The sequence below is a fragment of the Pedococcus sp. P2_E2 genome, from assembly GCF_056403955.1.
Genome location: NZ_JBFUEM010000001.1, coordinates 32,592 through 56,475, shown reverse-complemented (window position 1 = coordinate 56,475; position 23,884 = coordinate 32,592). Strand labels below are relative to the sequence as shown.

Annotated in this window: 26 protein-coding genes; 7 read left to right on the top strand and 19 right to left on the bottom strand. The window is 69.5% G+C overall.

Annotation, left to right across the window (positions count from 1 at the left end; translation table 11 throughout):
* Window positions 1–22: 22 nt before the first annotated feature.
* Window positions 23–304: a mycothiol system anti-sigma-R factor gene (gene rsrA / locus AC1DWR_RS00250; protein ID WP_477615940.1), complete on the bottom strand. Its 282-nt coding sequence runs from the start codon at window positions 302–304 to the stop codon at window positions 23–25.
* On the bottom strand, window positions 301–951 hold the full coding sequence (locus AC1DWR_RS00245; protein WP_179420630.1) for a sigma-70 family RNA polymerase sigma factor: 651 nt from the start codon (window positions 949–951) through the stop codon (window positions 301–303). The genes rsrA and AC1DWR_RS00245 overlap by 4 nt, the downstream gene beginning before the upstream one ends.
* A 228-nt stretch (window positions 952–1,179) precedes the next feature.
* Between AC1DWR_RS00245 and AC1DWR_RS00240 the strand changes: the two genes are divergently transcribed.
* Window positions 1,180–1,722 (top strand): ferritin, encoded by a 543-nt coding sequence (locus AC1DWR_RS00240; RefSeq protein ID WP_477623233.1) that lies wholly within the window; start codon window positions 1,180–1,182, stop codon window positions 1,720–1,722.
* Here AC1DWR_RS00240 and AC1DWR_RS00235 read toward each other — a convergent pair.
* Window positions 1,719–2,354: an alpha/beta hydrolase family protein gene (locus AC1DWR_RS00235; RefSeq protein WP_477623232.1), complete on the bottom strand. Its 636-nt coding sequence runs from the start codon at window positions 2,352–2,354 to the stop codon at window positions 1,719–1,721. The two genes, AC1DWR_RS00240 and AC1DWR_RS00235, sit on opposite strands and share 4 nt — an antisense overlap.
* Window positions 2,351–3,250 (bottom strand): SOS response-associated peptidase, encoded by a 900-nt coding sequence (locus AC1DWR_RS00230; RefSeq protein WP_477623231.1) that lies wholly within the window; start codon window positions 3,248–3,250, stop codon window positions 2,351–2,353. Before AC1DWR_RS00230 ends, AC1DWR_RS00235 begins: the two co-directional genes overlap by 4 nt.
* A gap of 119 nt (window positions 3,251–3,369) precedes the next feature.
* Here AC1DWR_RS00230 and AC1DWR_RS00225 point away from each other — a divergent pair, with 119 nt between their 5' ends.
* From AC1DWR_RS00225 to rsgA, 3 genes are read left to right on the top strand one after another with little or no spacing between them, the layout of a single operon-like run.
* Window positions 3,370–3,909, top strand: coding sequence for a DoxX family protein (locus AC1DWR_RS00225; RefSeq protein ID WP_477623230.1), 540 nt, complete (start codon window positions 3,370–3,372; stop codon window positions 3,907–3,909).
* Window positions 3,896–5,245, top strand: coding sequence for a 3-phosphoshikimate 1-carboxyvinyltransferase (gene aroA, locus AC1DWR_RS00220; protein WP_477623229.1), 1,350 nt, complete (start codon window positions 3,896–3,898; stop codon window positions 5,243–5,245). Before AC1DWR_RS00225 ends, aroA begins: the two co-directional genes overlap by 14 nt.
* Complete coding sequence (gene rsgA, locus AC1DWR_RS00215) at window positions 5,242–6,339, top strand: ribosome small subunit-dependent GTPase A (protein WP_477623228.1); 1,098 nt, start codon at window positions 5,242–5,244, stop codon at window positions 6,337–6,339. Before aroA ends, rsgA begins: the two co-directional genes overlap by 4 nt.
* Here the strand turns inward: rsgA and AC1DWR_RS00210 are convergent.
* On the bottom strand, window positions 6,261–6,860 hold the full coding sequence (locus tag AC1DWR_RS00210) for a hypothetical protein (RefSeq protein WP_477623227.1): 600 nt from the start codon (window positions 6,858–6,860) through the stop codon (window positions 6,261–6,263). The genes rsgA and AC1DWR_RS00210 overlap by 79 nt on opposite strands.
* Window positions 6,860–7,396 carry a hypothetical protein gene (locus AC1DWR_RS00205; RefSeq protein ID WP_477623226.1) on the bottom strand — a complete coding sequence of 179 codons (537 nt, stop codon included), beginning with the start codon at window positions 7,394–7,396 and terminating at the stop codon, window positions 6,860–6,862. Before AC1DWR_RS00205 ends, AC1DWR_RS00210 begins: the two co-directional genes overlap by 1 nt.
* 147 nt (window positions 7,397–7,543) lie before the next feature.
* Between AC1DWR_RS00205 and AC1DWR_RS00200 the strand changes: the two genes are divergently transcribed.
* Window positions 7,544–8,071: an RNA polymerase sigma factor gene (locus AC1DWR_RS00200; RefSeq protein WP_477615994.1), complete on the top strand. Its 528-nt coding sequence runs from the start codon at window positions 7,544–7,546 to the stop codon at window positions 8,069–8,071.
* Window positions 8,068–8,667, top strand: coding sequence for a hypothetical protein (locus AC1DWR_RS00195; protein WP_477615930.1), 600 nt, complete (start codon window positions 8,068–8,070; stop codon window positions 8,665–8,667). The genes AC1DWR_RS00200 and AC1DWR_RS00195 overlap by 4 nt, the downstream gene beginning before the upstream one ends.
* A 70-nt stretch (window positions 8,668–8,737) precedes the next feature.
* Here AC1DWR_RS00195 and AC1DWR_RS00190 read toward each other — a convergent pair whose 3' ends face one another.
* The 5 genes from AC1DWR_RS00190 to AC1DWR_RS00170 all read right to left on the bottom strand — a co-directional run bounded on the left by AC1DWR_RS00190 (window position 8,738) and on the right by AC1DWR_RS00170 (window position 14,590).
* Window positions 8,738–9,838: an ABC transporter ATP-binding protein gene (locus tag AC1DWR_RS00190; RefSeq protein WP_477615929.1), complete on the bottom strand. Its 1,101-nt coding sequence runs from the start codon at window positions 9,836–9,838 to the stop codon at window positions 8,738–8,740.
* Window positions 9,831–10,859, bottom strand: a complete 1,029-nt coding sequence (locus AC1DWR_RS00185) for an ABC transporter ATP-binding protein (protein WP_477615993.1) — start codon at window positions 10,857–10,859, stop codon at window positions 9,831–9,833. Before AC1DWR_RS00185 ends, AC1DWR_RS00190 begins: the two co-directional genes overlap by 8 nt.
* Window positions 10,860–10,893: 34 nt before the next feature.
* Entirely contained in the window at window positions 10,894–11,823 is a 930-nt protein-coding gene (locus tag AC1DWR_RS00180) for an ABC transporter permease (RefSeq protein WP_477615928.1), read from the bottom strand.
* Complete coding sequence (locus AC1DWR_RS00175; protein ID WP_477623225.1) at window positions 11,816–12,742, bottom strand: ABC transporter permease; 927 nt, start codon at window positions 12,740–12,742, stop codon at window positions 11,816–11,818. The genes AC1DWR_RS00180 and AC1DWR_RS00175 overlap by 8 nt, the downstream gene beginning before the upstream one ends.
* 186 nt (window positions 12,743–12,928) lie before the next feature.
* The gene (locus AC1DWR_RS00170) at window positions 12,929–14,590 is read right to left on the bottom strand and encodes a peptide ABC transporter substrate-binding protein (RefSeq protein ID WP_477615926.1); all 1,662 of its coding nucleotides are present in this window, start codon (window positions 14,588–14,590) and stop codon (window positions 12,929–12,931) included.
* Window positions 14,591–14,982: 392 nt separating this feature from the next.
* Between AC1DWR_RS00170 and hisN the strand changes: the two genes are divergently transcribed.
* Window positions 14,983–15,774: a histidinol-phosphatase gene (gene hisN, locus AC1DWR_RS00165; protein ID WP_477615925.1), complete on the top strand. Its 792-nt coding sequence runs from the start codon at window positions 14,983–14,985 to the stop codon at window positions 15,772–15,774.
* Window positions 15,775–15,781: 7 nt separating this feature from the next.
* Here the strand turns inward: hisN and AC1DWR_RS00160 are convergent, their stop codons facing one another.
* From AC1DWR_RS00160 to AC1DWR_RS00125, 8 genes are all read right to left on the bottom strand, one after another.
* Window positions 15,782–17,170: a M16 family metallopeptidase gene (locus AC1DWR_RS00160; RefSeq protein WP_477623224.1), complete on the bottom strand. Its 1,389-nt coding sequence runs from the start codon at window positions 17,168–17,170 to the stop codon at window positions 15,782–15,784.
* Window positions 17,167–18,453 carry a M16 family metallopeptidase gene (locus AC1DWR_RS00155; protein WP_477623223.1) on the bottom strand — a complete coding sequence of 429 codons (1,287 nt, stop codon included), beginning with the start codon at window positions 18,451–18,453 and terminating at the stop codon, window positions 17,167–17,169. The genes AC1DWR_RS00160 and AC1DWR_RS00155 overlap by 4 nt, the downstream gene beginning before the upstream one ends.
* 90 nt (window positions 18,454–18,543) lie before the next feature.
* Entirely contained in the window at window positions 18,544–19,965 is a 1,422-nt protein-coding gene (locus AC1DWR_RS00150; protein WP_477623222.1) for an NAD(P)/FAD-dependent oxidoreductase, read from the bottom strand.
* Window positions 19,966–20,153: 188 nt separating this feature from the next.
* Window positions 20,154–21,257, bottom strand: a complete 1,104-nt coding sequence (locus AC1DWR_RS00145) for a lytic murein transglycosylase (protein WP_477623221.1) — start codon at window positions 21,255–21,257, stop codon at window positions 20,154–20,156.
* A gap of 138 nt (window positions 21,258–21,395) precedes the next feature.
* Window positions 21,396–21,908 (bottom strand): methylated-DNA--[protein]-cysteine S-methyltransferase, encoded by a 513-nt coding sequence (locus AC1DWR_RS00140; RefSeq protein WP_477623220.1) that lies wholly within the window; start codon window positions 21,906–21,908, stop codon window positions 21,396–21,398.
* 112 nt (window positions 21,909–22,020) lie between these two features.
* Entirely contained in the window at window positions 22,021–22,443 is a 423-nt protein-coding gene (locus tag AC1DWR_RS00135) for an HIT family protein (RefSeq protein ID WP_477615919.1), read from the bottom strand.
* A 116-nt stretch (window positions 22,444–22,559) separates the two neighbouring features.
* The gene (locus AC1DWR_RS00130; protein WP_477623219.1) at window positions 22,560–23,291 is read right to left on the bottom strand and encodes a hypothetical protein; all 732 of its coding nucleotides are present in this window, start codon (window positions 23,289–23,291) and stop codon (window positions 22,560–22,562) included.
* Entirely contained in the window at window positions 23,284–23,868 is a 585-nt protein-coding gene (locus tag AC1DWR_RS00125; protein WP_477623218.1) for an RNA polymerase sigma factor, read from the bottom strand. Before AC1DWR_RS00125 ends, AC1DWR_RS00130 begins: the two co-directional genes overlap by 8 nt.
* Window positions 23,869–23,884 lie beyond the last annotated feature (16 nt).

Genomic DNA, 23,884 nt, shown 5'->3' with positions numbered 1-23,884 from the left:
CGTCGTGCGCCGCCGTTGTCGGCTACTCCGAGATCTCGTAGCGGATCGTGGTGATCCTGGCCATGATCTGGGTCCGCAGCTCCACGGGAGCCTCCTCACAGGCGCAGGACCGCTTGACCAGCGCCTTGAGTGCCTGGTCCAGGTCGTACTCCTGCAGGCAGGGCCCGCACTCGTCGAGGTGGTGCTTGATCTTGACGGTGTCGTCCTGCGTCATCTCACCGTCGAGGTACTCGTAGACGCGGTGCAGGACCTCCGAGCAGTCCGAGCCCGCCACTTCTCCCGCTCCCTGACCTTCGCAGCTCATGAGTCCGCTCCCTGGGTGGCAAAGCCGCGCTCGGCGGCATACTCCGTCAGCAACTCCCGCAACTGGCGTCGGCCGCGGTGCAACCGCGACATGACCGTCCCGATGGGGGTATCCATGATCTCGGCGATCTCCTTGTAGGCGAAGCCCTCGACGTCGGCAAGGTAGACCGCCAACCGGAAGTCCTCCGGCAGCTGTTGCAGTGCCCTCTTCACCTCGGTGTCGGGCAGGTGGTCCAACGCCTCCGTCTCGGCCGATCGCAACCCGCTCGACGTGTGCGACTCGGCACGCGCGAGCTGGTAGTCCTCGATCTCGGCGGCATCGGACTGCAGCGGCTCGCGCTGCTTCTTGCGGTAGGTGTTGATGTAGGTGTTGGTGAGGATGCGGTACATCCACGCCTTGAAGTTCGTGCCCGGGCGGTACTGGTGGAAGGCGGCGAAGGCCTTGGTGTAGGTCTCCTGGAGCAGGTCCTCGGCGTCGGCCGGGTTCCGCGTGGTCCGCAGCGCCGCTGAGTAGAGCTGGTCCAGCAGCGGCATCGCCTCGCGCTCGAACCGCGACTGCCGCTCGGCAGGGGTCTCGCTCGCCACGTCGACGGTGGCGTCAGGGGTGGCCTCGTCGATGATGGTGTCGGTGGCAGGTGTCTCAGTCATTGCCCTCCAGCCTAGCCCGGCATCGGCCGTGGCCGGCTTGTCGGTCGGTGCGGAGAAGCCCAGTGCGACAGGCGCGGCGAGCGCGACGTCGCCGACGGGCTGCACGGTCAGAACGGGCACTGGCGGACTCCTGGTGGTGCATCGGGTGGGTTTCGACCGCGTCGCGGTCGGTCCCTTGGTCCAACGGGGCGCCTCGCGCCGACATTCCCAGGCACTACGGTTTCCGGTATGCAGCGCCCTTCCGAAGCCTCGTTCGTCGAGCTGCTCACGCAGCAGGTTCGCCACGAGTTCACCGCCAGCCAGCAGTACATCGCGATCGCCGTCTGGTTCGACGGCCACGACCTCCCCCGGCTGGCCACGCACTTCTACCTGCAGAGCGTCGAAGAGCGGAACCACGCCATGATGATGGTCCAGTACATGCTCGACAGGGACTGGGCCGTGGCCGTGCCCGGCGTGGACGAGGTCCGCAACGACTTCGACGCGCTCACCGCGCCGATCAAGCTGGCCCTGGCCCAGGAGAAGGCCGTCACCGGCCAGATCGAGGCGCTCTTCCGGGCGGCACGCGCCGAGGGCGACGTGCTCGGCGAGCAGTTCATGCTGTGGTTCCTCAAGGAGCAGGTCGAGGAGGTCGCGGCGATGAACACCCTGCTGACCATCGCCGAGCGCGCCGGTGACGACTGGTTCCAGATCGAGGACCACCTCGCCCGCGAGGCCGTGGGCGACGGAGGCAAGGACGCGTCTGCGCCGACCGCCGCCGGGGGCGCGCTCTAACCCAGTGAGTTCACGAAGGCCAGGGCGGCTGCGACCAGGTCGTCCGGCTTCCTGGTGAAGCCGTGGCCACCCTTGACCACGCTCACCCAGGACGGGTCGGGCAGCTCGGCGCGCACCTCAGCGGGCGTGCCGAAGGGGTCGGTCTCGCCCTGGACGACATGCAGCCGTATGCCGTGCGGCACGGGCGCGCGCAGCTCCTCGGCCCGCGGCAGCTCGGGCTTGCCCGGCGGGTGGAGTGGGAAGGCCAGCGCCAGCGCGGCGTCGGCGCCCACCGCGTGGGCGGTCCGGAACGCGACCCTGGCCCCGTTGCTCTTGCCGCCCACGACCAGCGGTCTCGGCAGGGCTCCACGCCCGGCGGTCAGGTGGGCGAGCACCGGAAGCCACGACGGGTCCTGGGTGGCCGGGGGTGGCGGCATCTTGCGCCCGGCGACGACCCAGGCCTGCTCGACCAGGGCAACAGCCCAACCGGCCTCGACGAGGCCGGTTGCCACGGCTGTCACGTCGCCGGCCCGGATGCTGCCCCCGGCGCCGTGGGTGAGCACGACCGAGCCGTGCGCCCGCGGTGGTCGGGTGACGTGCGCGCGCGCCGGTCCCAGTGGGGTCTCGACCTCGACGACTCGGGTGGTGCTCATGCCGGGTTCGGTCCCCCACTGGTCTCGTCGGCCGTGGGCGGGGCCTGGCCCCCGATGATCTCGCCGGTCATGGGGTCGACCACGCCGTCGAGCTCGTCGAGCCCCGCCGGCTCGATCAGCTGCGGACCGTTGCTGCGGTTGGACGACACGGCCGTTCCGACCGGGTAGGCCTCGAACCGCCCCGGCGCCGAGAACGCCAGCAGCCGCGCGACCTCGTCCTGGTCGCTCATCGACGGGTCGAGCCAGGTCGACCAGTCCTCGCGTTCGAGCACCAGGGGCTGCCGGTCGTGGATCCGGTCCAGCCCGGCCTCGGCCTCCGTCGTGATGATGGTGAAGGTCGTGAGCCACGCCTCTGGATCGTCGGAGTCGGCGATCTCGCGGTCGCGCCAGAACTCGTAGAGCCCGGCGAACGCCACCACGTCGCCGTCTGCCCGGTGCATGTAGAAGGGCTGCTTGCGCGGGTTCCCCTTGGCGTCGGTGCTCACCGGGGACTTCTGCCACTCGTACCACCCCTGGGCCGGCACCAGGCAGCGACGTGACGCAGCGGCCTTGGCGAACGACCCCTTCTCCAGGACCGACTCCGCCCGCGCGTTGATCATCCGCGTGCCGATCTTGGTGTCCTTGGCCCAGCTGGGCACCAGGCCCCACGTGAGCAACCGCAGCTGGCGCACGGGCGCCGGGTCACCGGCATACTCCTCCGCGGTGTCGCGCGGGAGGCGGGTGAGGACCACGGGGGCCTGCTTGCTCGGCGCCAGGTTGAAGTCGGGGGTGCCCGCCGGCGGCGACTGGGGGTTCTTGAGGATGCTGCTGGCCGGCTCGGCCGTCCGGTCCTGGTCGACCTCGAACTCCTCGACGAGCTCGTCGGGGTTGGCTGTGGCTGCATATCGGCCGCACATGGTGGACAGGGTACGCAGGGACGCTGACCTGCCCATACGGTAAGAAGGGAGACGACTGCGAACAGCCCGCACCCAGCACACACCAGCCCGCACCCAGCCCGCACCAGCCAGGAGTGAACATGACCGTCGTCCGCCGCGTGGCCCGACCGTTGCTCGCCGCGATCTTCGTCGTCCAGGGACTCGAGCAGCTGCGGCACCCTTCGGCGCTGACGCCCAAGGTCGCGCCCCTCGCCGAGCGGCTCGCCCCGCTGGGTCTGCCCAACGACCCCGAGCTCCTGGTGCGCGCCAACGGCGCGACCATGGTCGGCGGCGGAGCGCTCCTCGCCGCAGGTCGGGTGCCCAGGCTCGCCTCGCTGGCACTCGTCGGTGCCATGGTGCCGACCACCTATGTGGGACACCAGTTCTGGGCTGAGACCGACCCCGCGGTCAAGCGCGCCCAGCGGATCAACTTCCTCAAGAACCTCGGGCTCATCGGCGGCCTGCTGCTGGCCAGCGTCGACACCGAGGGCCGGCCCGGACTGGTCTACCGCGCAGGGCTGGCGGGCGACACCGCCAAGCGCACCGCCAAACGCGCCAAGCGCGAGGCCAGGTACGCCACCCGTGCTGCGCGCCGCGAGGCCAGGCTGGCCGCATCCCAGGCCCACGATGCCCTCACCTGACCCATCGCACGCCGGAGCCACGGGCTCCGTCTCCCACCTCGCTGGCTGGTCCACCCCCGCAGCCCGGCAACGGGTCGACGCGGACGTCACCCTGCCCGGCAGCAAGTCCCTGACCAACCGCTTCCTCGTGCTCGCGGCGCTGGCGAACGGTCCGTCCCTGCTTCGTCGGCCGCTGCGTTCCCGCGACACGCTGCTCATGGCGCAGGCCCTGCGCGACCTCGGGGCAGAGGTCGAGGACGCTGTGGCGCTCGGTGCGACCGCGCCTGACTGGGTGGTCACGCCCGCAACCCTGGACGGTGGCGCGCACATCGAGTGCGGCCTGGCCGGCACGGTGATGCGCTTCCTGCCGCCGGTGGCGGCGCTCTCCCGCGGACTCGTGACGTTCGACGGCGACCAGCAGGCACGCGTGCGTCCGATGGGCCCGGTGCTGGAGGCGCTTCGCGTCCTCGGGGCCCAGGTGGAGGACGAGGCACGCGGCACCCTGCCGTTCACGGTCCACGGCACCGGGCAGATGCCGGGCGGCTCGGTCACCCTCGACGCCTCCTCCTCCTCGCAGTTCATCTCGGCACTCCTGCTGGCCGGTCCCCGCTACGACAGGGGGGTGACCATCCACCACGCCGGCAAGCCGGTGCCCTCCGAGCCGCACATCGAGATGACGGTCGAGACCCTGCGCGACGCCGGGGCGATCGTCGACGACGGGGACGCCAACACCTGGCGGGTCGAGCCGTCCGAGATCAACGGGCTCGACGTCCAGGTGGAACCCGACCTGTCGAACGCCGCACCCTTCCTCGCCGCGGCCCTGGTGACGAGCGGCCGGGTCACCGTGCCGGGCTGGCCGCAGCACACCACCCAGGCCGGTGACGCGATCCGCGACATCCTCGACACCATGGGCGCCGACGTCTCGCTCGCCCGCGAGGGGCTCACCGTGTCGGGCACCGGCGAGATCAACGGCATCGACATCGACCTCCACGACGCCAGCGAGCTCACGCCGGTCATCGCAGCACTCGCAGCCCTCGCCGACTCACCCAGTGTCATCCGCGGAGTCGCCCACATCCGGGGGCACGAGACCGACCGGCTGGCGGCACTGGCGCGCGAGCTCGGGGACCGCGGAGCCGAGGTGAGCGAGACCGAGGACGGCCTACGCATCACGCCGCGGCCCCTGACCGGTGGGCTGTTCCACACCTACGCCGACCACCGGATGGTCATGGCCGGCGCCCTCCTGGGCCTTCGGGCTCCCGGCCTGGTCGTCGAGGACCCCGACACGGTCGCCAAGACCCTCCCCGAGTTCGTCGAGCTCTGGCACGGCCTCGTCGACCCCGACGGCCTCACGCCATGAGTCGGCGCACTTCGGACTACGACGAGAGCGATGTCCGCATCCGTCCCAGCAAGCGGGGCTCACGCCCGAGGTCCAAGGATCGCCCCGCCCACGAGGACGCCGTCCCGGGTTTCGTCATCGGCGTCGACCGGGGTCGCTACACGGTCCTCGTAGGCAATGGCGTCGGCGGCAAAAGCGTTGGTGTCAAAGGCGGCGGTGGCAAAGGCGGAGGTGGCAAGGGCGGAGGTGGGAAGGCCTCGGCAGAGCGCATCGTGACCGCCATGAAGGCACGCGAGCTGGGGCGCAAGGGCATCGTGGTCGGTGACGAGGTCGAGCTGGTCGGTGACACCTCGGGCAATCCTGACGGCCTGGCCCGCGTGGTCCGCCTCACCCCTCGACGCTCGGTGCTGCGACGCACCGCGGACGACACCGACCCCGTCGAGCGAGTGATCGTCGCCAATGCCGACCAGCTCGTGATCGTCACCGCGCTGGCCAACCCGGAGCCGCGCCCGCGCATGATCGACCGCTGCCTCGTCGCCGCCTACGACGCCGGCCTCGACCCCCTCCTCGTGCTCACCAAGGCCGACCTCGCCGACGCCGACGCCTTTCTCGCCAACTACGCGCCGCTCAACGTCCGCTACGTCGTGACCGCGACCGGGGAGTCCGGCTTCGAGGGTCTGGAACTGCTGCACGAGCAGCTCCTCGACCGGATCAGCGTCTTCATCGGGCACTCCGGAGTCGGCAAGTCGACCCTCGTGAACGGCCTGGTCCCGGACGCCCGCCGAGCGACGGGCATCGTCAACGACTTCACCGGTCGCGGCCGCCACACCTCGAGCTCGGCCGTCGCGTTGCGACTGCCGAACGAGGCGGGGTGGGTCATCGACACCCCCGGGGTGCGGTCGTTCGGCCTGGCCCACGTCGACCTCGCACGGATCATCCAGCACTTCCCCGACCTCGAGCCCGGCACCGCGCAGTGTCCCCGCGGCTGCGGCCACGACGAGGAGGAGTGCGCCCTCGACGCCTGGGTGGCCTCAGGTCAGGCCGGGCCTGCGGGCACCTCCAGGCTGGAGTCCCTGCGTCGGCTGCTGCGGGCACGCTCGGGCGACGGCGAGTGACCGCGGTCTGCCAGAGGTCCCATGACCAGATGGCCGGCAAGCGCCAATACCGTTGCCACCACAGGCATTCCGATCAGCAGGCCGATCTGCACGTGTAGTGGAGCACTGAGCATCGTCTCTTCGTTCAGGCGCTCCGACCACCAGAGCAACACGCCCGGCCCGACGATCGCCACGATGGCCCCCAGCCGCGCCAACGGTCCGCCACGACGCAACAGCGGCCCCGCGACGAGGAACCCGGGCGCCAACGGCAAGCCCTGTCCGGCGAACAGGATCAGCCCTGGCACGAACAGGAACCGCAACCACCGTCGCCACCCGGTCGCGTGACGAGCCAGCCACGAGAGGCCGACGAGCAGCCCGAAGACCGCGCCCAAGAGGACGATCATGAGGGTGCCGGACCAGCTGAACTCAGGACTCGTCGACACCAGTCGCATCCACACCCTCGCGGCCACACCCCACACCGCCCCCAGGCCGAAGCCGATGAGGGCGGTGCGGAGCACCGCGTGCCGTGAGAGCACTGTCATCACCACTCCACTGGCAGGCACGCGAGCCTTGCCCCAGCCGTGCCGTCAGGTGCGGTCGGGTTCGCGTGGATGACGACCGAGCGGGCACCGGGCACCGGGGCCCAGTCGACTGCGGCGGAGCTCTGGGCGTTGCCCTCGTCATCGACGGTGAAGTCGAGCCAGATCTCGGTCTGGTCGTTGACCGTCAGCGGGCTCGTGGTCGAGTGGTTGTAGTGCCCCAGTGCTGACGCGCCGCTGCCCGCGACACACGGTCCCACGTGCAGGTGCGCACCGAAGGTCCGTCCGGCCACAGCCGGGTCGACGCCGTGCACGACGAACACCGCCTTGGTGGAGTCCGTGGCGACCAGCGTCAGCTTGGCGCGCGCTCCGTCGAACGGTCCGGTGGCGGCGGGCGCGGAGTCACGCAGGTCGCTCTTGAAGTTGAAGGCCACCCCCGCGATGGCCGGTGCCACCGCGGCGCCGACGCCGAGTACCGCGGCACACGCCACGGCTGTGGCAGACCTCCGCCAAAGAGGTGATGACTGCGAATGTTCCATGGTGCTCTCCTTACGCTTGTGAAACTGTGGTGCTGACACCTGACTGACGCGGCACAACGGCGCAGCGGGTGACACTGAAATCATCGAAATTGGTTGTCACCCAACGCCTCTGCTCGTTCGTCTGTTTAGGTGATGGAGTCCGTGGGAATGCTGACRGGGAGCATCGGGGAGTCGACGGCGCAGGCCGACGTCGACGCCTTGGTCTCGGCCCTGTTCGTTGCCGAGGGCGCACGACTGGTGACCCTCGCCCGCTTTTTCGTCCAGGACCGCACCGCGGCCGAGGACCTCGTCCAGGAGGCGTTCATCCGCTTGTCCCGCAGCGCCCAGCGCATCCGCGACCCCGAGCGAGCCGCGGCCTACCTGCGCTCGATCGTCATCAACCTCGCGCGCGATCACAACCGGCGCGGCCTGGTGTCCCTACGGCACCGGCCCCCGGCCATACCGGACGAGCCCTCGGCGGAGGAGACCGCCGCCTCTCGTGAGTCGCGCCTCGAGGTGGTCGCAGCACTGCACGACCTGCCCCGGCGACAGCGGGACTGCGTGGCTCTGAGGTACTACCTCGAGCTGTCCGTCGAGGAGATCGCCAGGACCCTGGGGCTCTCACCCAACTCGGTCAAGACCCATCTGCAGCGCGGCCTGAGGTCCCTGGCTGCCACCTTGGAGGAGACGCGATGAGCGCGCTCGAAGATCGCCTCCATGATGCGCTGACCGCCGAGGGCAGCGTGCACGCCCCCTCCCCCGACCTGTTCGCACGCGTCGTCGAAGGCATCGACCACGACCGCGCCCGGCGACGGCGGGTCCGCCGGGTCGGCGCGGCCTGGGTCGTGGCCCTGGCCGGCTCCGTGACCACCCTGCTGACCCTCACCCCCAGAGACGAGAGAGGACTGCACATGCCCTGGTGGATTCTCGAGGTGGGGACCAACCTCGCCCTGCTCGGCATCGCCTTGTGGCTCGGCCCGTTCATCAAGCGGTTCGGCCGGGCCTACGCTGCCGACGTCTTCCACGACAACCCGCTGACCGGCAAGAGCTACATCGTGCTCACCGACATCGTCTACTACCTGATCTTCGCCGCCTACATCCTGTTCTCGTTGCACGTGGCCCCACAGGAGAGCTGGCACAACGCGATCAGCCAGGAGGTCACCGCAGAACAGGTGACGTTCGAGCTCGGCCGGCTCGGCGGCATACTCCTGATCATCGGCATCCTGCACGGCCTGAACATCGTGCTCATGCCGCTGCTGGGCCGCGTGTTCTCCCTCAACCGGCGTCTCTGAGGAGGGGACGGCGACGGCGCCGCCCCCCTGGTGGGGAACGGCGCCGTCGTCGTGTGCTGTGCGCTCGCGGTCAGGAGTCCGTCGGGCCGTCACCCACGGGCTCGAGCGACGAGTCGTCGCGCAGACCCGAGCCGAACGTGACCGAGGCTGCGCCGGAGACGTCCACGGTCTCGATGATCTCGCGCGGCGAGGCGAAGTGGCAGGCCGACAGGTGCTCTCCCGCGCCGTCGGGGCGCAGCTCAAGCATCGGGATGTCGGTTTTGCACTTGTCCTGCGCCTTCCAGCACCGGGTGTGGAACCGGCAGCCCGACGGCGGGTTGGCCGGCGAGGGGACGTCGCCCTTGAGGACGATCTGCTCCTTCTTGTCGCGCAGGGTCGGGTCGGGCACCGGGACCGCCGACAGCAGGGCCTGGGTGTAGGGGTGGGTGGGACGACCGTAGATGTCGTCCTCCTCGCCCAGCTCTGCCATCTTGCCGAGGTACATGACGCCGACGCGGTCCGAGATGTGCCGGACCACGGACAGGTCGTGCGCGATGAAGATGTAGGACAGGCCGAGCTCGTCCTGGAGCTTCTCCATCAGGTTGACGACCTGGGCCTGCACCGACACGTCGAGCGCGGAGACCGGCTCGTCGCAGATCAGCACCTTCGGGTTCAGGGCGATCCCTCGGGCGATGCCGATGCGCTGCCGCTGTCCACCGGAGAACTGGTGTGGGTAGCGGTTGATGTGCTCGGGGTTGAGGCCCACCAGGTCGAGCAGGTCCTGAACGGCCTTGCGGCGGCCCTTCCTCGGCACCACATCGGGGTGGATGTCGAACGGCTCCCCCACGATGTCGCCAACCGTCTTGCGAGGGTTGAGCGAGGTGTAGGGGTCCTGGAACACGATCTGGATGTCGCGACGCAGCTTGCGCATCGCGCGACCCTTCTGCGCGTACATGTCGACACCGTCGAACACGACCGAGCCCGAAGTGGGCTCCTCCAGGCGCATCAGCAGGCGGCCGAGCGTCGACTTGCCACACCCGGACTCACCGACGATGCCCAGCGTCTCGCCCTTGAGGAGCTCGAAGCTGACGCCGTCGACGGCCTTCACGTGACCCACGGTGCGGCGCAGCACGCCGCCCTTGATGGGGTAGTACTTGACCAGGTCGGTCGCAGTCAGAATGGCCTCAGCCATGGAGGACCTCCTCGGCGAAGTGGCAGGCGCTCTCTCGGCCGGGAGCGACCTCGAGCAGGGCAGGACGGTCCTCGCGGCACACGTCCTGGGCGAACTTGCACCGCGGGTTGAAGGCGCACCCGTCCGGGATCCGCATCAGGTTCGGCGGCAGGCCACCGATGGCAGCGAGCTGCTGTCCCTTCTGGTCCAGGCGCGGGATCGACTCCAACAGGCCCTTGGTGTAGGGGTGGCCCGGTTGGCGGTACAGGTCGTAGACGTCCGCGCGCTCGACGATCCGACCGGCATACATCACCGCGATCTTGTCGGCGACGTTCGCCACCACACCCAGGTCGTGCGTGATCAGGATGAGCCCCATCTGGCGCTCCTCCTGCAGCTCCTGCAGCAGGGCCATGATCTGCGCCTGGACGGTGACGTCCAGGGCGGTGGTCGGCTCGTCGGCGATGAGGACCGCCGGGTCGAGCGCGATGGCCATCGCGATCATGATGCGCTGGCGCATGCCGCCCGAGAACTGGTGGGGGTAAGCCCCCACGCGCTCCTTGGCCGCCGGGATCTGGACCCGCTGCATGAGCTTGACCGCACGCTCGAGGGCGTCGGACTTGTTCATGCCGCGGTGCACGCGGAACATCTCCGCGATCTGCCACCCCACCGGGAACACGGGGTTCAGCGAGGACAGCGCGTCCTGGAAGACCATCGAGATCTCCGGGCCACGGGTGCGGCGACGCTGCTCGTCCGGCATCGTCAGCAGGTCCTGACCGCAGTAGCGGATCTGGCCCTTGGGGATGACTGCCGGCGGCATGTCGAGGATGCCCATGATCGCCTGCGCGGTCACGGACTTGCCCGACCCGGACTCCCCGAGGATGGCCAGGGTCTGGCCCTCGTGGAGGTCGAAGTTGACGCCGTTGATCGCCCGGGCGATGCCGTCGGGGGTGTGGAACTCGACGTGGAGGTCCTCCACCTCCAGCAGCAGCCCGTCCTGGGGGGCGTAGGTCTGGCCGGAGGACTTCGCAGACTCCCGGGCCATGGTTTCAGAGGTTGTCATGTGTCGTCTCTCCCGCTCAGCGCGACTTCGGGTCGAAGGCATCGCGCACGGCGTCGCCGAGCATGATGAAGGCCAGCACCGCCAGACTCAGGAAGAGGCTGGGGAACAACAGGATGTGCGGGGTCGTCCGCAGCGCCACGATGGCGTCGGAGATGGCCACACCCCACGAGATCGCCGGCGGGGTCAACCCGATGCCGAGGAAGCTCAGGGTCGCCTCGACGGCGATGAACACACCCAGGTTGATGGTCGCCACGACGATCATCGGCGCCAGTGCGTTCGGGAGCACGTGCGCACGGATGATCCGCCACGGCGTGGCTCCGAGGGCGCGGGCGGCCTGCACGTAGTCGTTGGGCTTGACCTGCAGGACGCTGGACCGCATGAGGCGCGCCAGTCCCGGCCAGCCGAAGATCGACAGCACCAGCACGACCTTGCCCACCACGAGCAGGTAGGGCGAGTTCACGTCGTTGGGGAACGTCGCCATGAAGAGGATGCCGCCGAGCAGCAGCGGGATGGCGAAGAAGATGTCCGTGACACGGGACACCAGGGCGTCCAGCCAGCCACCGTAGTAGCCGGCGACGATGCCCATGGCACCACCGATCAGCACGGTCGCGATCGACGCGAAGACGCCGACGAGGATCGACGCACGAGCACCGTAGATGGTGCGCGAGTAGATGTCGTAGCCCTGGATGTCGCGACCGAACCAAGCGCTGCCGCTGGGACGCTGACGCGCCTCCTTGAGCACAGCAGCGGCGGGGTCGACGTTGGTGAACAGCGCCGGCCACACGGCCATCAGCAGGAACACCACGATGAGGGCCATCGAGACCCAGAAGATGGGGTTCTTCTTGAGCGAGCGCCAGGCGTCGGAGGTGAGCGAACGCGCCTCGTCGTGCCCTGCGGCGCCGGCGCCGGTCTCGGCGCCAACGGCAATGGTCGATGCCTCAGTCATGGCTGATCCTCGGGTCGAGCACGCCGTACAAGAGGTCGACGAGCAGGTTGACGAGCAGGAACACCAGCACCAGGACCGTCACCGTCCCCACGACGGACACGCCGTCGCGGTTGTGGATGCCGGTGAACAGGTAGCCGCCCACGCCCTGGATGTTGAAGATGCGCTCGGTGACGATGGCGCCACCGAGGAGACCACCGAAGTCGGCGCCGATGAAGGTGACGACCGGGATCAGCGAGTTGCGCAGGGCGTGCAGGCCGATGGCCCGCCGACGGGTCAGTCCCTTGGCGATGGCCGTGCGCAGGTAGTCGGCGCGCAGGTTCTCCACCAGGTTGGTGCGGGTCAGTCGGGCGACGTAGGCGATCGAGGCGCTACCGAGCACGAAGGCGGGGAGCAGCAGCTCGTTGAACGTCGCCTCGGACGAGACCGTCACTGGTCGAAGGCCCCACTTGACACCGAGGTAGTACTGCAGCGTGGCGCCGATGACGAAGATGGGGATGGCGATGACGAACAGGGTGCTCACGAGGACGAGGTTGTCCATGAACTTGCCCTTGCGTATCCCCGCCAGCACACCCGCGATGACGCCGATCAGCGTCTCGAAGAGGATCGCCATGCCAGCCAGCTTGGCGGTGGTGGGGTAACGCTGCTTGAGCTCGTCCGCCACCTTGATGTTGCGGAAGGTGGTGCCGAGGTCGCCCTGGGCGATGTTGCCCATGTACTTGGCGTAGCGCGTCGGCAGGGGGTCGTTGAGGTTGTGCTCGGCCCGGAACTTGGCCACGAAGGCCGGCGCGCAGGGCCGCTCACCGCACATGCCAGCTGTGGGATCTCCGGGCAGGGCGAAAACCATGGCAAAGATAATGAACGTGGATCCAAGCAGCACCGGGATCATCTGGAGAAGTCTCCGAAGGATGTACTTGTACACGTCACCTCCCTCTCTATGACGCCGTCGGGTGGGGTGTTCCCGGGTGGCGTGGCTGGACAAGCCGTGCGGGGCCAGACGTGCGCGCCCGTGCTTGTCACAACATAGTCGTTTCTGCCGGCACTGGGCCGGCAGGCCGACGACGCTATCTGGATTCGCTCACCGGTGAGGTGGGCGGTCCGGGCGACTTTACTTGAGCGAGAGGCTCTCGAAGTCGATCGTGCCGAATGCGGTGATCTTCACGCCGGTGACCTTGTTGGACCAGCCGAAGGTGGCCGTCGAGTACCACATCGGGATGGCCGGCATGTCGTTGGCGAGCAGTGCCTCGGCCTCCTGGTACTTGGCGTTGGCCTGAGCCGGGTCCGTCTGGGCAGCAGCCTCGTTGAGGAGCTTGTCGAACTCGGGGTTGCTGTAGTCACCATCGTTGGACGAGGCACCAGTCTTGAAGATCGGGGCGAGGAAGTTCTCGATGGACGGGTAGTCCATCTGCCATCCCGTGCGGAACATGCCCTTCATCTTGCGGCTGGCGATCTGGGTGCGGAAGGTGGCGAAGTCCACGACCGGGGTCGCGACGCAGTCGACACCGAGGGCGCCCTTGATCGAGTTGCAGGTTGCCTCGGTCCACGCCTTGTGCGAGGAGTCAGCGTTGTAGGCGAGGGTCATCTTGCCACCCTTGAAGCCACCGGCCTCGTCGAGCTTGGCCTTGGCCTTGGCGGCGTCGAACGTGCACCACTCGCCACACTGGTTGGCCTTGTAGCCGTCAACGACCGGGGAGACCCAGCCGGTGGCGGGCTGACGCGTGTTGTTGAAGATCTGCTTGATGATCGTCGGACGGTCGATGGCCATGGAGATGGCCTGACGGATCTTCGGGTCAGAGTAGTTCGGGTCGACCTTGGTCGGCGCGAAGGTGATGGTCTGGATGACGCCGACGGACTTCTGCGAGTTGCGGTCCGGGAGGTCGGTCTTGTACTTGTCATCGATCATCGCGGACGAGGGGACCTGGTCCGTCACGTCAAGCTGGTTGGCGATGACGTCGTTGTAGGCGGCGTCCTCGTCCTGGTAGATCTTGAACGTGATGCCGTCGAGCTTGCCGGGGAACTTGCCCGAGTAGCTCGCGTTCTTGCTGAGCTTGATCTCGGTGTTCTTGGTCCAGCTGTCGAGCTTGAACGGGCCAGCGCCAACCGGCTTCTCGCCATAGGCGGCTGGGTCGGCCTTGAAGGAGTCCGGCAGCGGCGCGAAGGCCGAGTAGCCCAGGCGGACGGCCATGTTGGAGACCTTCTCGGTCGTCTTGATCGTGAAGGTGTAGTCGTCCTTCACCACCAGACCGGTGAGCTTGTCGGCCTTGGCCTTGCCGGAGCCCTTGCACGGGTCGTCGCCGGTGCCGGTGCACTGGGTGTCACCGAAGCCCTCGATGGGCTCCATGAAGTAGCCGGAGGACTGGGCGTTCGGGCCGTAGGCGGCGTAGTTCCAGGCGTCGACGAAGTTGTGCGCCTTGACCTCGGTGCCGTCCGAGAACTTGTAGCCCTTCTTCAGGGTGACGGTGAAGTTCTGGTTGTCCGTCGAGTCGATCTTGTCCGCGATGTCGTTCTCGGGGGCAGCGGTCTCGGCGTTGTAGTGCACGAGCTTGGCCGTGATGGCCTCAAGCACGTTGCCACCACAGGTCTCGGTCGTGTTGCTCGGAATGAGCGGGTTCTGGGGGTTGCACCCGCGGACCGTGACAGTACCGCCGGCCTTGCCGCCGGCACTGGAGCTGGTGTCATCCTTGCTGTTCCCGCCACCGCAAGCTGCAGCGAGCAGCGCGACGGACGAGATTCCAGCAACCATGGCCACCGTGCGAGTAGTTCCTCGCATTGACGTCCTCCTACTTAGGGTCTGCCGCCCAGATGATGAGCGGTCGTTCCGGGCTGTGCACCGATTTGGGCGCAGCCCTGTAACGCACAGGGCGTTCGTGTGTTGTGGCCCCTATGAAAGAGCACGGAGGGAGCAAAGGCGACGCTCTGGGCCAACCCGAGACAAAAACGTGATCGTCCCGCAGCACAGTTGAGAGCAGATCTTCGGTCGAAGTGGCTTTTGCTGCCATTTGATGGTGTTTCGTGTATTACGCCCAGAGGTCGCCCCAGGCTGCCTGGGAGACGCCCTCGCACCTGCCGGGAGATGCCGTCGCACCTGCCGGAGAGGCCCTCGCCCCCGCCGGGCGACGTGGCGTCCCGCGTCCCGACCAGCCGACGGGCTAGCGTGGGAAGGTGCCCTACGACGATGATCTGCGCCTAGCCCATGTCCTGGCGGACGCCGTCGAGCGGATCACCATGGCCCGGTTCCGCGCCCACGACCTCGTCGTGGAGTCCAAGCCCGACCTGTCCCTGGTGAGTGACGCCGACAAGGCTGCCGAGGAGATGGTGCGCATGCAGCTCAAGCGCACCCGCCCCCGTGACGCCGTCGAGGGCGAGGAGTTCGAGACCACCGGGCACGGCCCCCGTCGCTGGGTCATCGACCCGATCGACGGGACGCACAACTTCGTCCGCGGCGTACCCGCGTGGGCGACCCTGATCTCGCTGGTCGACAACGACATGCCGGTGCTCGGCCTCGTGGCCGCTCCGGCCCTCGGCCGGCGCTGGTGGGCAGCCAACGGGTCCGGCGCGTGGTCGGGCCGCAGCCTCTCCGCGGCCAAGCAGATCCACGTCTCCGCCGTCTCGAACCTGTCGGACGCGTCGTTCTCCTACTCCGACCTCAAGGGCTGGCGGCACCTCGACCGGCAGGAGGAGTTCCTCGAGCTGACCGATGCCTGCTGGCGGACTCGGGCGTTCGGCGACTTCTGGTCCTACATGCTCGTCGCGGAGGGCGCGGTGGACATCGCCGCCGAACCCGACCTCGCCGTCTACGACATGGCGGCGCTGGTCCCCATCGTCACGGAGGCCGGCGGCCGGTTCACGTCCCTGGCGGGCAAGGACGGACCGTGGGGCGGCAACGCCGTCGCCACCAACGGCCTGCTGCACGACGAGGTCCTGGCCCGACTGGGCACGGACGCCCGCGTCTGAGCGTCGCTCAGGCGGGGACGACCGTCACGTCGCCGATCCCCAGCTCACGCACCCCGTCGGCATACGTGCTGGCATCGCCGACGATGACCACCGTCCACTCCCCCTGGACCCAGTCGCGGTAGGCCGCCGTCAGGCGCTCACCGTCGAGGTCGCGCATCGCGTCGAGCGTCTGGGTGGTGAAGTCCGTGGTGAGTCCGTCAAGAGCCATGGTCGCGGCTTCGTCGGCGACGGCATCGGCCGTGGCGAAGCGCCCCGGAGCGGTCTTGCTGATGAAGTCGACCCCGGCCTGAACCTCCTCGGGGCTGAACCCCTCGCGCCCCGAGGCAAGCAGGTCCAGGAGCAACCGCACCGACTCGACGGTCGCATCGGCCCGCACCGAGCCGGACGTGAGGAACAGCCCGCCGACGCGGCGCGGCCGGAACACCGAGCGGATGCCGTAGGTGTAGCCCTTCTCCTCGCGCAGGACCGCGTCGACGCGGGCGTTGGGCGACCCACCAACCATGAAACCGAGGACGGGGTATGCCGCCCAGCCGCCCGGTGCGCGACGGTCCGGGCCCGTCCACCCCACCAGCAGCTCGCTCTGGACCGAGCCGGGTCGGTCGACGAGCACGACGCGCGCGGCGTCGGCCGCGCGACGGGCCTCGGTCGGCCCCGGCGACGGCACGTGGGTCGCGCTGACCCACGTGCCGAGCGTGGTCTCGGCCAGGTCGCGGACGTCGAGGCCCGACAGGTCGCCGGCGATGACGGCCGTCATCCCCGTGGGCCCGACGCGCTCGGCGTGGAAGTCCACGATGTCCTGGCGGGTCAACGCCGTGATGCTGGCCGTCGTCCCCGCCGTGGGCCGTGACGCCCTGTCCGCCTCGTCGAAGTGGGTGGCGATGAACTCCTGGGCTGCCCGTTGTGGGGCGAGGGCGCGTTCCTGCTCGATCTGGGCAAGCCGGGTCTTGCGGTGCCGGTCCACCTCGGGCTCGGGGAAGACCGGCTCGGCGAGGGCCTGCCGCAGCAGGTCCAGGGCGTCGCCGAGGCGACGTTTGGGCACGTCGAGGTCGACTCCGAGGCCACCGTCGGTGACCGACGCACCGAGCGCAATCCCTTTGCGCTCCAACAACTCTGCGAACTCCTCGGGCGAATGCTCCGCCGTGCCCTCGTCGAGCAGCCGAGCCATGATGGTGGCCACGCCCTCGACCAGCCGCGGCTCGACCGACAGCGCGAAGGGCAGGACGGTGCGCACGGAGATGACGTACTGACCGGGGATGTCATAGCTCAGCAGCTCGATGCCGTTGGCCAGGACGTGCCGCTGCGGCGTGGCGAAACGCCACCGCTCCGGCGGGTGCACCTCCGGGCGTGGCGGGGTCCGGTCCTCGAGCCGGTCGGCAGTCCCACTCACCGAAGTCATGCCACCTCCTCCTCGTCGCGGACGGCGAGGTGACGCACCACGACGCGACTCTCGGGCCGCAGCCACCTGGCTGCGGCGGCGCGCACGTCCTCGACGCCGACATCCCCGATCCGGTCGAGGAAGGTGTTGACGAACTGTCCGTCAGAGTGGAGCAGGACGTGCTGGCTGATCAGGTCGGCCCGCTCCTCCTGGCCGGCGAGGGCAGAGAGCCACGAGCGTTCTGACTGCGCCATCGCGGACTCCATCTCCACGTCGGTCGGACCCTCCGCCGCGAACCGCACCAGCTCCTCGACCACCGCAGCCTCCACGGCCTCGGGGTCCTGGCCGTCAGCGACGTCGATGACGAAGAAGCCCAGCGAGACCCCGTCGACGAACCCCATCGCGTGGGCCTGCACCGCGTTGGCGACCTGCTCACGCCTGACCAGCCGCTGCACCAGGCGCGAGGTGGACAGGCCTCCGAGGGCGTCGATGGCCAGTCCCGCCGCGAAGAACTCGTCGGTGTTGTCGACCGGGAGCCGGAAGGCGATGTGCATCCGGTCGTTCGGGACGTTGCCCGGCCGGTCGACCCGCACCGGCTCGCTGACCGGGGCCAGCGGGGCAACGGGGGGCCGGGCGGGCTCCGCGGACGCCGGGAGGTGGCCGAAGTAGCGCTCGGCTGCCGCGAAACCCTCGTCCGCAGTGAGGTCACCGACGAGGGTCAGCACACTGTTGTTCGGCCCGTAGAAACGACGGAAGAAGGCGTGAACGTCCTCGAGGCTTGCGGCGTCGAGGTCCTCCATCGACCCGATCGTGGGGTGGTGGTAGGGATGGCCGGGAGGGAACACCGCGGCATACACCTCGATCAGGGCCGTGCCGTAGGGCACGTTGTCGTAGCGCTGGCGCTTCTCCTCCTTGACGACGTCGCGCTGGTTGTCGAGGTTCTCCTGCGTGACGGCGTCGAGGAGGTGGCCGTGCCGGTCTGCCTCCATCCACAGGGCCAGCTCGAAGGCACCCTTGGGGACGGTCTCGAAGTAGTTGGTGCGGTCGAACCACGTCGTCGCGTTGAGCCGACCGCCCTCGGCCATCAGCCGGGTGAAGTGCTCACCGCTGGCGATGTGCCGTGACCCCTGGAACATCAGGTGCTCGAAGAGGTGGGCGAAGCCGGTGCGTCCGCTGAGCTCGTGCCGCGATCCGACGTTCACCCAGATGTTGACGGTCACCGTGGGCACGGAGGCGTCCGGCGACACGACGACCCGCAGGCCGTTGGCCAGTGTCTTCTCGTGGATCGGATAGTCCAGCGGCATGGCGCAACCCTAGGCGAGAGGCCCGCGGAGCACGCGGAATCTCACGCACCGGTCACCCTGCGGACGGTGCGGGGTGCGCTGTCGAGCTCGTCAGAGGGTGCGGCTGCCCTCGTCGCGGGCCTGGGCCACCGACTGGGCGGGGGCCTTCTTGTCGGCCGGGACGCGCGGCAGGGACGGCGCGTAGCTCGAGCCGAGCTGCTCGATCGCAGTGCGGGCGAACACCTGCTGCTCGGTGACAGTGCGTTCCGAGCGACCTCGGCCGAGGAAGCTCACCGCCCAGTGCAGGAGCGTGGTGAGCCGGTGCTTGAACCCGATGATGTAGACGAGGTGGACCGCCAGCCACAACAGCCACGCGATGAACCCCGTGAACCGCAGGCTGCCGATCGAGGCGACCGCGCTGAACCGCGAGATCGTCGCCATCGAGCCCTTGTCGTGGTACTCGAAGGGCCCCCTCGGCTCCTTCGCGGCGAGGCGCCGCTTGATCTGGTCGGCGGCGTAGCGCGAGCCCTGGATGGCCACCTGGGCGACGCCGGGGTAGCCCTTGAGCGAGGCCATGTCGCCGACGACGAACACCTCGGGGTGACCGGGCAGCGTGAGGTCGTCGTTGACGGCGATGCGCCCCGCGCGGTCGAGCTGCGCCCCGGACTGCTCGGCCAGCTGGGCGCCCAGCTCGGAGGCCTGCACCCCCGCGGCCCAGACCTTGCAGACCGACTCGATGCGGCGCTGGGTGCCGTCGGCGTCCTCGACGTCGATGCCGGTGGCGTCGACGCCGGTGACCTTGGCCCCCAACTGCACCTCCACGCCGATCTCGGCGAGCCGCTTGGCGGCCTTGGCGCCGAGCTGGTCGCCGAAGGCGGCCAGTACCGTGGGGGCGGCGTCCAGCAGCACGATGCGGGCACGGCTGGTGTCGATGTTGCGGAAGTCCTTGCGCAGCGTCCGACGGGACAGCTCCGCGATCTGGCCGGCCATCTCGACCCCGGTGGGTCCGGCTCCGACCACGACGAACGTCATCAGTCGCTCGATCTCCTTGGGCGTGCTCGCGAGCTCGGCCCACTCGAACGAACCGAAGATGCGGCCGCGCAGCTCAAGGGCGTCGTCGATCGACTTCATGCCGGGGGCGAACTGGGCGAAGTGGTCGTTGCCGAAGTAGGACTGGCCCGCGCCGGCCGCGACGAGGAGGGTGTCGTAGGAGGTGACCGTGTCGCGGTCGAGGACGCGCGACGTGACCGTCTTGGCGGCCAGGTCGATGCTCGTGACGTTGCCGAGCAGGACGCGCGCATTGCGTTGCCGGGCAAGGACTTCGCGGGTCGCCGGCGCGATCTCGCCCTCGGACAGGATGCCGGTCGCGACCTGGTAGAGCAGCGGCTGGAAGAGGTGGTGGGTGGTCTTGGCGATCAGCGTGATGTCGACGTCGGCGCGCTTGAGCGCCTGGGTGCCGAAGAGTCCGCCGAAGCCGGAGCCGACCACGACGACGCGGTGGCGGTGCGTTGCGGGTACCTGCTGCGAGGTCATGCCAACACTCTCCTGTGAAAGACGAAGGACGGCCACCCCGTGGGTGTGCCGTCCTCGCTGACGCGTGCTCTGCGGATATCCAGGCTGCTGTGAGTCAAGCAGCCTCTTACGTCAACCACCCTAGCCGCGTCGGTATGCCGCCTCGGCGCACCTGAGCACGGAGTGCGACGCGCATCACGCTGCCCGTCTCACGGAGTGGTGGCTGTCGGCTCCGGGACGGGATCGGGAGTGGTCGTCGACGGGGAGGGCGCCGGCGTCGGGTCCGGAGAGGGCGCGGCGGAGGGCGTAGGCGTGGGGGCATCGGTCGCCGGAGTCGTGGGGGTGCCCGTCGGTGTCGCCGTGGCGGCCGAGCCGGCGGCACCGGATCCGGTCGACGGCGTCCTCGCGGCGGTCGTCGTCGGCGCGCTCTTGGGSGGGCTGGGATCCGGGGTCTGGACGGTCATGGCGCTGGCCCGTCCTCCCGACCCCACCCGGAACGCCACGGTGACCAGCGCGGCCAGACCGTGGCGCTGGAAGTAGGAAACCCACTCCAGCACGGCCGAGTGGTAGGAGCCCGACTGGTTGTAGGACAGCACGGCGCTGCGCAGGTCGCCGGGGCGAGCGAGGTTGCGGCCGCCCTGGCACAGGTATCCGGCCGTGGCGGACGCCGCGTCGAAGACGTTCTGCGGGTCACGTCGGCCGTCGCCGTCCCCGTCGCGGCCGGCCCAGCTCCACGAGCCGGGCAGGAACTGCAGTGGACCCACCGCCCGGTCGTAGTCGGAGGCACCGTCGACGGCACCGCCGTCGCTGTCGTGGATCACCGCGAAAGGGCCGCCGTCGAGCAGCGGGCCGTAGATCGCGGGCGTGACCCGATGGTCGGCTGTCACCGAGCGGCCGCCGATCGACCCGGACTCGACCTGGCCGATGGCGGCCAGGTGGGCCACCTGCAGGTGGCACGCGCGTGGCGCACGAGCCACCGCCTTGCGGTATGCCGCGGCGAGCACGGCTTGGGGGGTCCCCGCGGGCGGCGAGCTACCTACGGTCCCCTTGCTGGGCGGTCGCGTCGGCTTCGCGATCGCGGGGCTCGGGGCCACGGGCAGGGCGGTCCTGGCACCGAAACGGGCCACTGCCTCGCTCGGGGCGAGGTCGTCGGAGGAGAACAGCGCGGGGACCGTCTCGAGGAGGAGGGCTTGTCGCAGGTTCGGGCGCGAGGACGCCTGCGCCGGGTCAGCCGAGGCAAGCGGCGCGGAGGCGCTGAGCACCGCCATCGCCGCCACGGCTACTGCCGCCGGGCCCGCGTGATGCCTCCGCATGGGCCGCCTCCTTTCGTCCGGCATCGTCCCTGCTCAGGACGGGTCCATGGGGGCATTTCGGGCCGATGCCAGACGAACGGACGATCACCAAACGGGCACAAACCCCACTGGGCTCAACCTCGCGAGGGCCATCGACCCTCAGAAGAGGCGATCGGCCTCGTCCGCGGGAGGTTCCTCCAGCGCGAGCAGGAAGCGCTTGCGCTCGAGGCCCCCGGCGTAGCCCACCAGGCTGCCGTCAGCGCCGATGACCCGGTGGCACGGGACGATGATGCCGAGGGGGTTGCGGCCGTTGGCCCACCCGACTCGCTGGCTCAGGTTGACGTCTCCGAGCGTCCGCGCGAGGTCGCCATAGCTGCGGGTCCGGCCATAGGGGATCTCGCGCAGGAGAGCCCAGACCTGCTGCTGGAAGACGTCGCCCTTGGGCGCCAGCGGCAGCATGAACTCGGTGCGCTGTCGTGCGAAGTACTCGGCGAGCTGGGTCTCGGCCTCCCCCAGCACCGGGTCGGCCGAACCGTCCTCGGCGGGCACGCCCAGGACCTCGTCGGACGGGTCGCGGTCGGGCAGCGCCATGAAGCACCCGACGAGGGCACCGTCCTCGGCCACGAGGGTCAGCTCGCCGATGGGCGAGGGCGTCACGGTGTGGCTGCGCACGCTGCCGATCCTGCCAGCCCCGGCTGACAGGCGACCCCGCCCCGCGCCCGACCCTGAAGGATCGTGGGGGTCCTGGCCCGGCAGATCCTTCAGAGTCGCGGGTGCGGGCGGGTCAGGTGGGCGGGGGCGGGAGGGCTGCAGCCAGCCGCGCGGCATACTCCTGCGCCTCGGTGTCCGAGGCGTACTTGGTGCGCGGCCAGAAGAAGCCGCGCAGTCCGTCGCCCTTTGTGCGCGGCACCACGTGCACGTGCAGGTGCGGGACCGACTGCGACACCACGTTGTTGACCGCGACGAAGGACCCCTGCGCTCCCAGGCCGCCCACTACGGCTCCTGACAGCCGCTGAGCCGCTCCCATCAGCACGGGAAGCAACTCCGCGGGCAGGTCGACGAGCGTGTCGACGTGGATCTTGGGGACGAGCAGGACGTGTCCCTTGAAGACCGGCCTGGTGTCGAGGAAGCCCAGCGTGAACGGTTCGTCGAGCACCACGGTCGCAGGCAGGGCGCCGTCGATGATCCGGCAGAACAGACATTCCACGGGCGGACTCTAGCCCGGCAGTCCTGCGAACGCGGGATGGTGGCTGCCCCGCGGAGTGCGGGGCAGCCACCGGGTCAGGTGTGCTCAGTGGGGGTGCGACTCACCGTTCCTGCGAGTCAGTGGCCGTGCGAGCCGCCGCCACGCTCCGAGGAGGGAGCCTGAGCGCCGTCGCCCTGGTCGTCCCCGCCCTGCTGGTCCTCACCCTGATCGTCGTCGTTCTCGTCAGCGTCGTCGCCACTGGTCGGGTGGGCCTTCGGGGTGTGCTCGGCGTGGTGGTCGACCTCGCCACCCCCGCGGACGTCGGCGTGCTCGTCGTCGCTGCCGACACCGTCATGGTGGTTGGCCGAGGCGATCGGGTTGGCCGTGTGCGTCGAGGTGCCCTCGTCGCCCGCGTCAGTGGTCTCGGACTCCTCGGACTCATCCGTGGCCGTCTCGGTCTCGGTGGAGTCGGTCTCGGTCTCGGTCTCGGTCTCGGTCGACGACGTCGTCGTGGTGGTGTCGCTCGGGTCGTCCTGCTGCACCTGCGCCGGCTCACGGTCCTGGCCGCCACCGGTCGCGGCCACGGCGGCGCCACCGAGGGCTGCGAGGGCGAGGGCGGCGCCGACGGCCACGGCGACGCGGCCGGCACGGCGAATGGGAAGTCGGACAACGGTCACGAGTTCACTCCTTGAGTGGGGGGTGGCGCCCGGGCCCTGACCGGCGGGGTCGTCGAAGAACGCCAGCAGCTCGGGGCTGGGCTCCACCGGCCCGTGGGACGCCATGGCGCGCAGCGACTCGACGGCGGAGGCCGCCGGGTCGCTCGCGGGCAGGTGCAGTCCGCTGGGGCTGGTGTCTTCGGGCTCAGGCATGTCGGGGGTTCAATCGCGCAAGGGCGTCCCAGGGATACGGCTCTGGCGAAAGCTTTCGCCGCAGGCGTGACAGCGCCCGGTGCTGCAGCGACTTCACGGCGCCGAGGTCCTTGCCGAGGACGGCCGCGGTGTCCTCGAGGCTGAGATCGGCCACCACCCGGAGCGTGAGCACGGCTCGCTGGTCCGGAGTGAGGGTGTCCAGCACCTCGACCACCCGCTCCTGCGCGATCAGGGCCAGCGCCGCGCTCTCGGCAGACGGCACTGCGGGGTCTGCTCCCGCCTCGTCCAGGGACAGCCACGACCCACGGCGCGCCCGCTGCCGGTGCCAGTCCACCTGCCTGCGGTGGGCGACGGTGAAGACCAGGGCGCGGAAGGCTGCGCCCCCGCCCGAGAATCGACCCACCTGCCGGAACACGGCGAGGAAGACCTCGCTCGTGACGTCCTCGGCGTCGGGGACGCCGTGCGAACGGAGGTAGGCGGCCACGCGGGGGGAGAGTTCTTGCCACAGCTGCCCGAAGGCGGCACGGTCACCAGCCCTCGCCGCGGCGACGGTGGCGTCCATGTGGGCTTCGTCCACTGGCCTCCACCTCCGC

Bases quoted from the DNA above. Each gene is read 5' to 3' on its own strand.
- rsrA (WP_477615940.1), bottom strand. From the start codon at position 304: ATGAGCTGCGAAGGTCAGGGAGCGGGAGAAGTGGCGGGCTCGGACTGC.
- AC1DWR_RS00245 (WP_179420630.1), bottom strand. From the start codon at position 951: ATGACTGAGACACCTGCCACCGACACCATCATCGACGAGGCCACCCCT.
- AC1DWR_RS00240 (WP_477623233.1), top strand. From the start codon at position 1,180: ATGCAGCGCCCTTCCGAAGCCTCGTTCGTCGAGCTGCTCACGCAGCAG.
- AC1DWR_RS00235 (WP_477623232.1), bottom strand. From the start codon at position 2,354: ATGAGCACCACCCGAGTCGTCGAGGTCGAGACCCCACTGGGACCGGCG.
- AC1DWR_RS00230 (WP_477623231.1), bottom strand. From the start codon at position 3,250: ATGTGCGGCCGATATGCAGCCACAGCCAACCCCGACGAGCTCGTCGAG.
- AC1DWR_RS00225 (WP_477623230.1), top strand. From the start codon at position 3,370: ATGACCGTCGTCCGCCGCGTGGCCCGACCGTTGCTCGCCGCGATCTTC.
- aroA (WP_477623229.1), top strand. From the start codon at position 3,896: ATGCCCTCACCTGACCCATCGCACGCCGGAGCCACGGGCTCCGTCTCC.
- rsgA (WP_477623228.1), top strand. From the start codon at position 5,242: ATGAGTCGGCGCACTTCGGACTACGACGAGAGCGATGTCCGCATCCGT.
- AC1DWR_RS00210 (WP_477623227.1), bottom strand. From the start codon at position 6,860: ATGACAGTGCTCTCACGGCACGCGGTGCTCCGCACCGCCCTCATCGGC.
- AC1DWR_RS00205 (WP_477623226.1), bottom strand. From the start codon at position 7,396: ATGGAACATTCGCAGTCATCACCTCTTTGGCGGAGGTCTGCCACAGCC.
- AC1DWR_RS00195 (WP_477615930.1), top strand. From the start codon at position 8,068: ATGAGCGCGCTCGAAGATCGCCTCCATGATGCGCTGACCGCCGAGGGC.
- AC1DWR_RS00190 (WP_477615929.1), bottom strand. From the start codon at position 9,838: ATGGCTGAGGCCATTCTGACTGCGACCGACCTGGTCAAGTACTACCCC.
- AC1DWR_RS00185 (WP_477615993.1), bottom strand. From the start codon at position 10,859: ATGGCCCGGGAGTCTGCGAAGTCCTCCGGCCAGACCTACGCCCCCCAG.
- AC1DWR_RS00180 (WP_477615928.1), bottom strand. From the start codon at position 11,823: ATGACTGAGGCATCGACCATTGCCGTTGGCGCCGAGACCGGCGCCGGC.
- AC1DWR_RS00170 (WP_477615926.1), bottom strand. From the start codon at position 14,590: ATGCGAGGAACTACTCGCACGGTGGCCATGGTTGCTGGAATCTCGTCC.
- AC1DWR_RS00160 (WP_477623224.1), bottom strand. From the start codon at position 17,170: ATGACTTCGGTGAGTGGGACTGCCGACCGGCTCGAGGACCGGACCCCG.
- AC1DWR_RS00155 (WP_477623223.1), bottom strand. From the start codon at position 18,453: ATGCCGCTGGACTATCCGATCCACGAGAAGACACTGGCCAACGGCCTG.
- AC1DWR_RS00150 (WP_477623222.1), bottom strand. From the start codon at position 19,965: ATGACCTCGCAGCAGGTACCCGCAACGCACCGCCACCGCGTCGTCGTG.
- AC1DWR_RS00130 (WP_477623219.1), bottom strand. From the start codon at position 23,291: ATGCCTGAGCCCGAAGACACCAGCCCCAGCGGACTGCACCTGCCCGCG.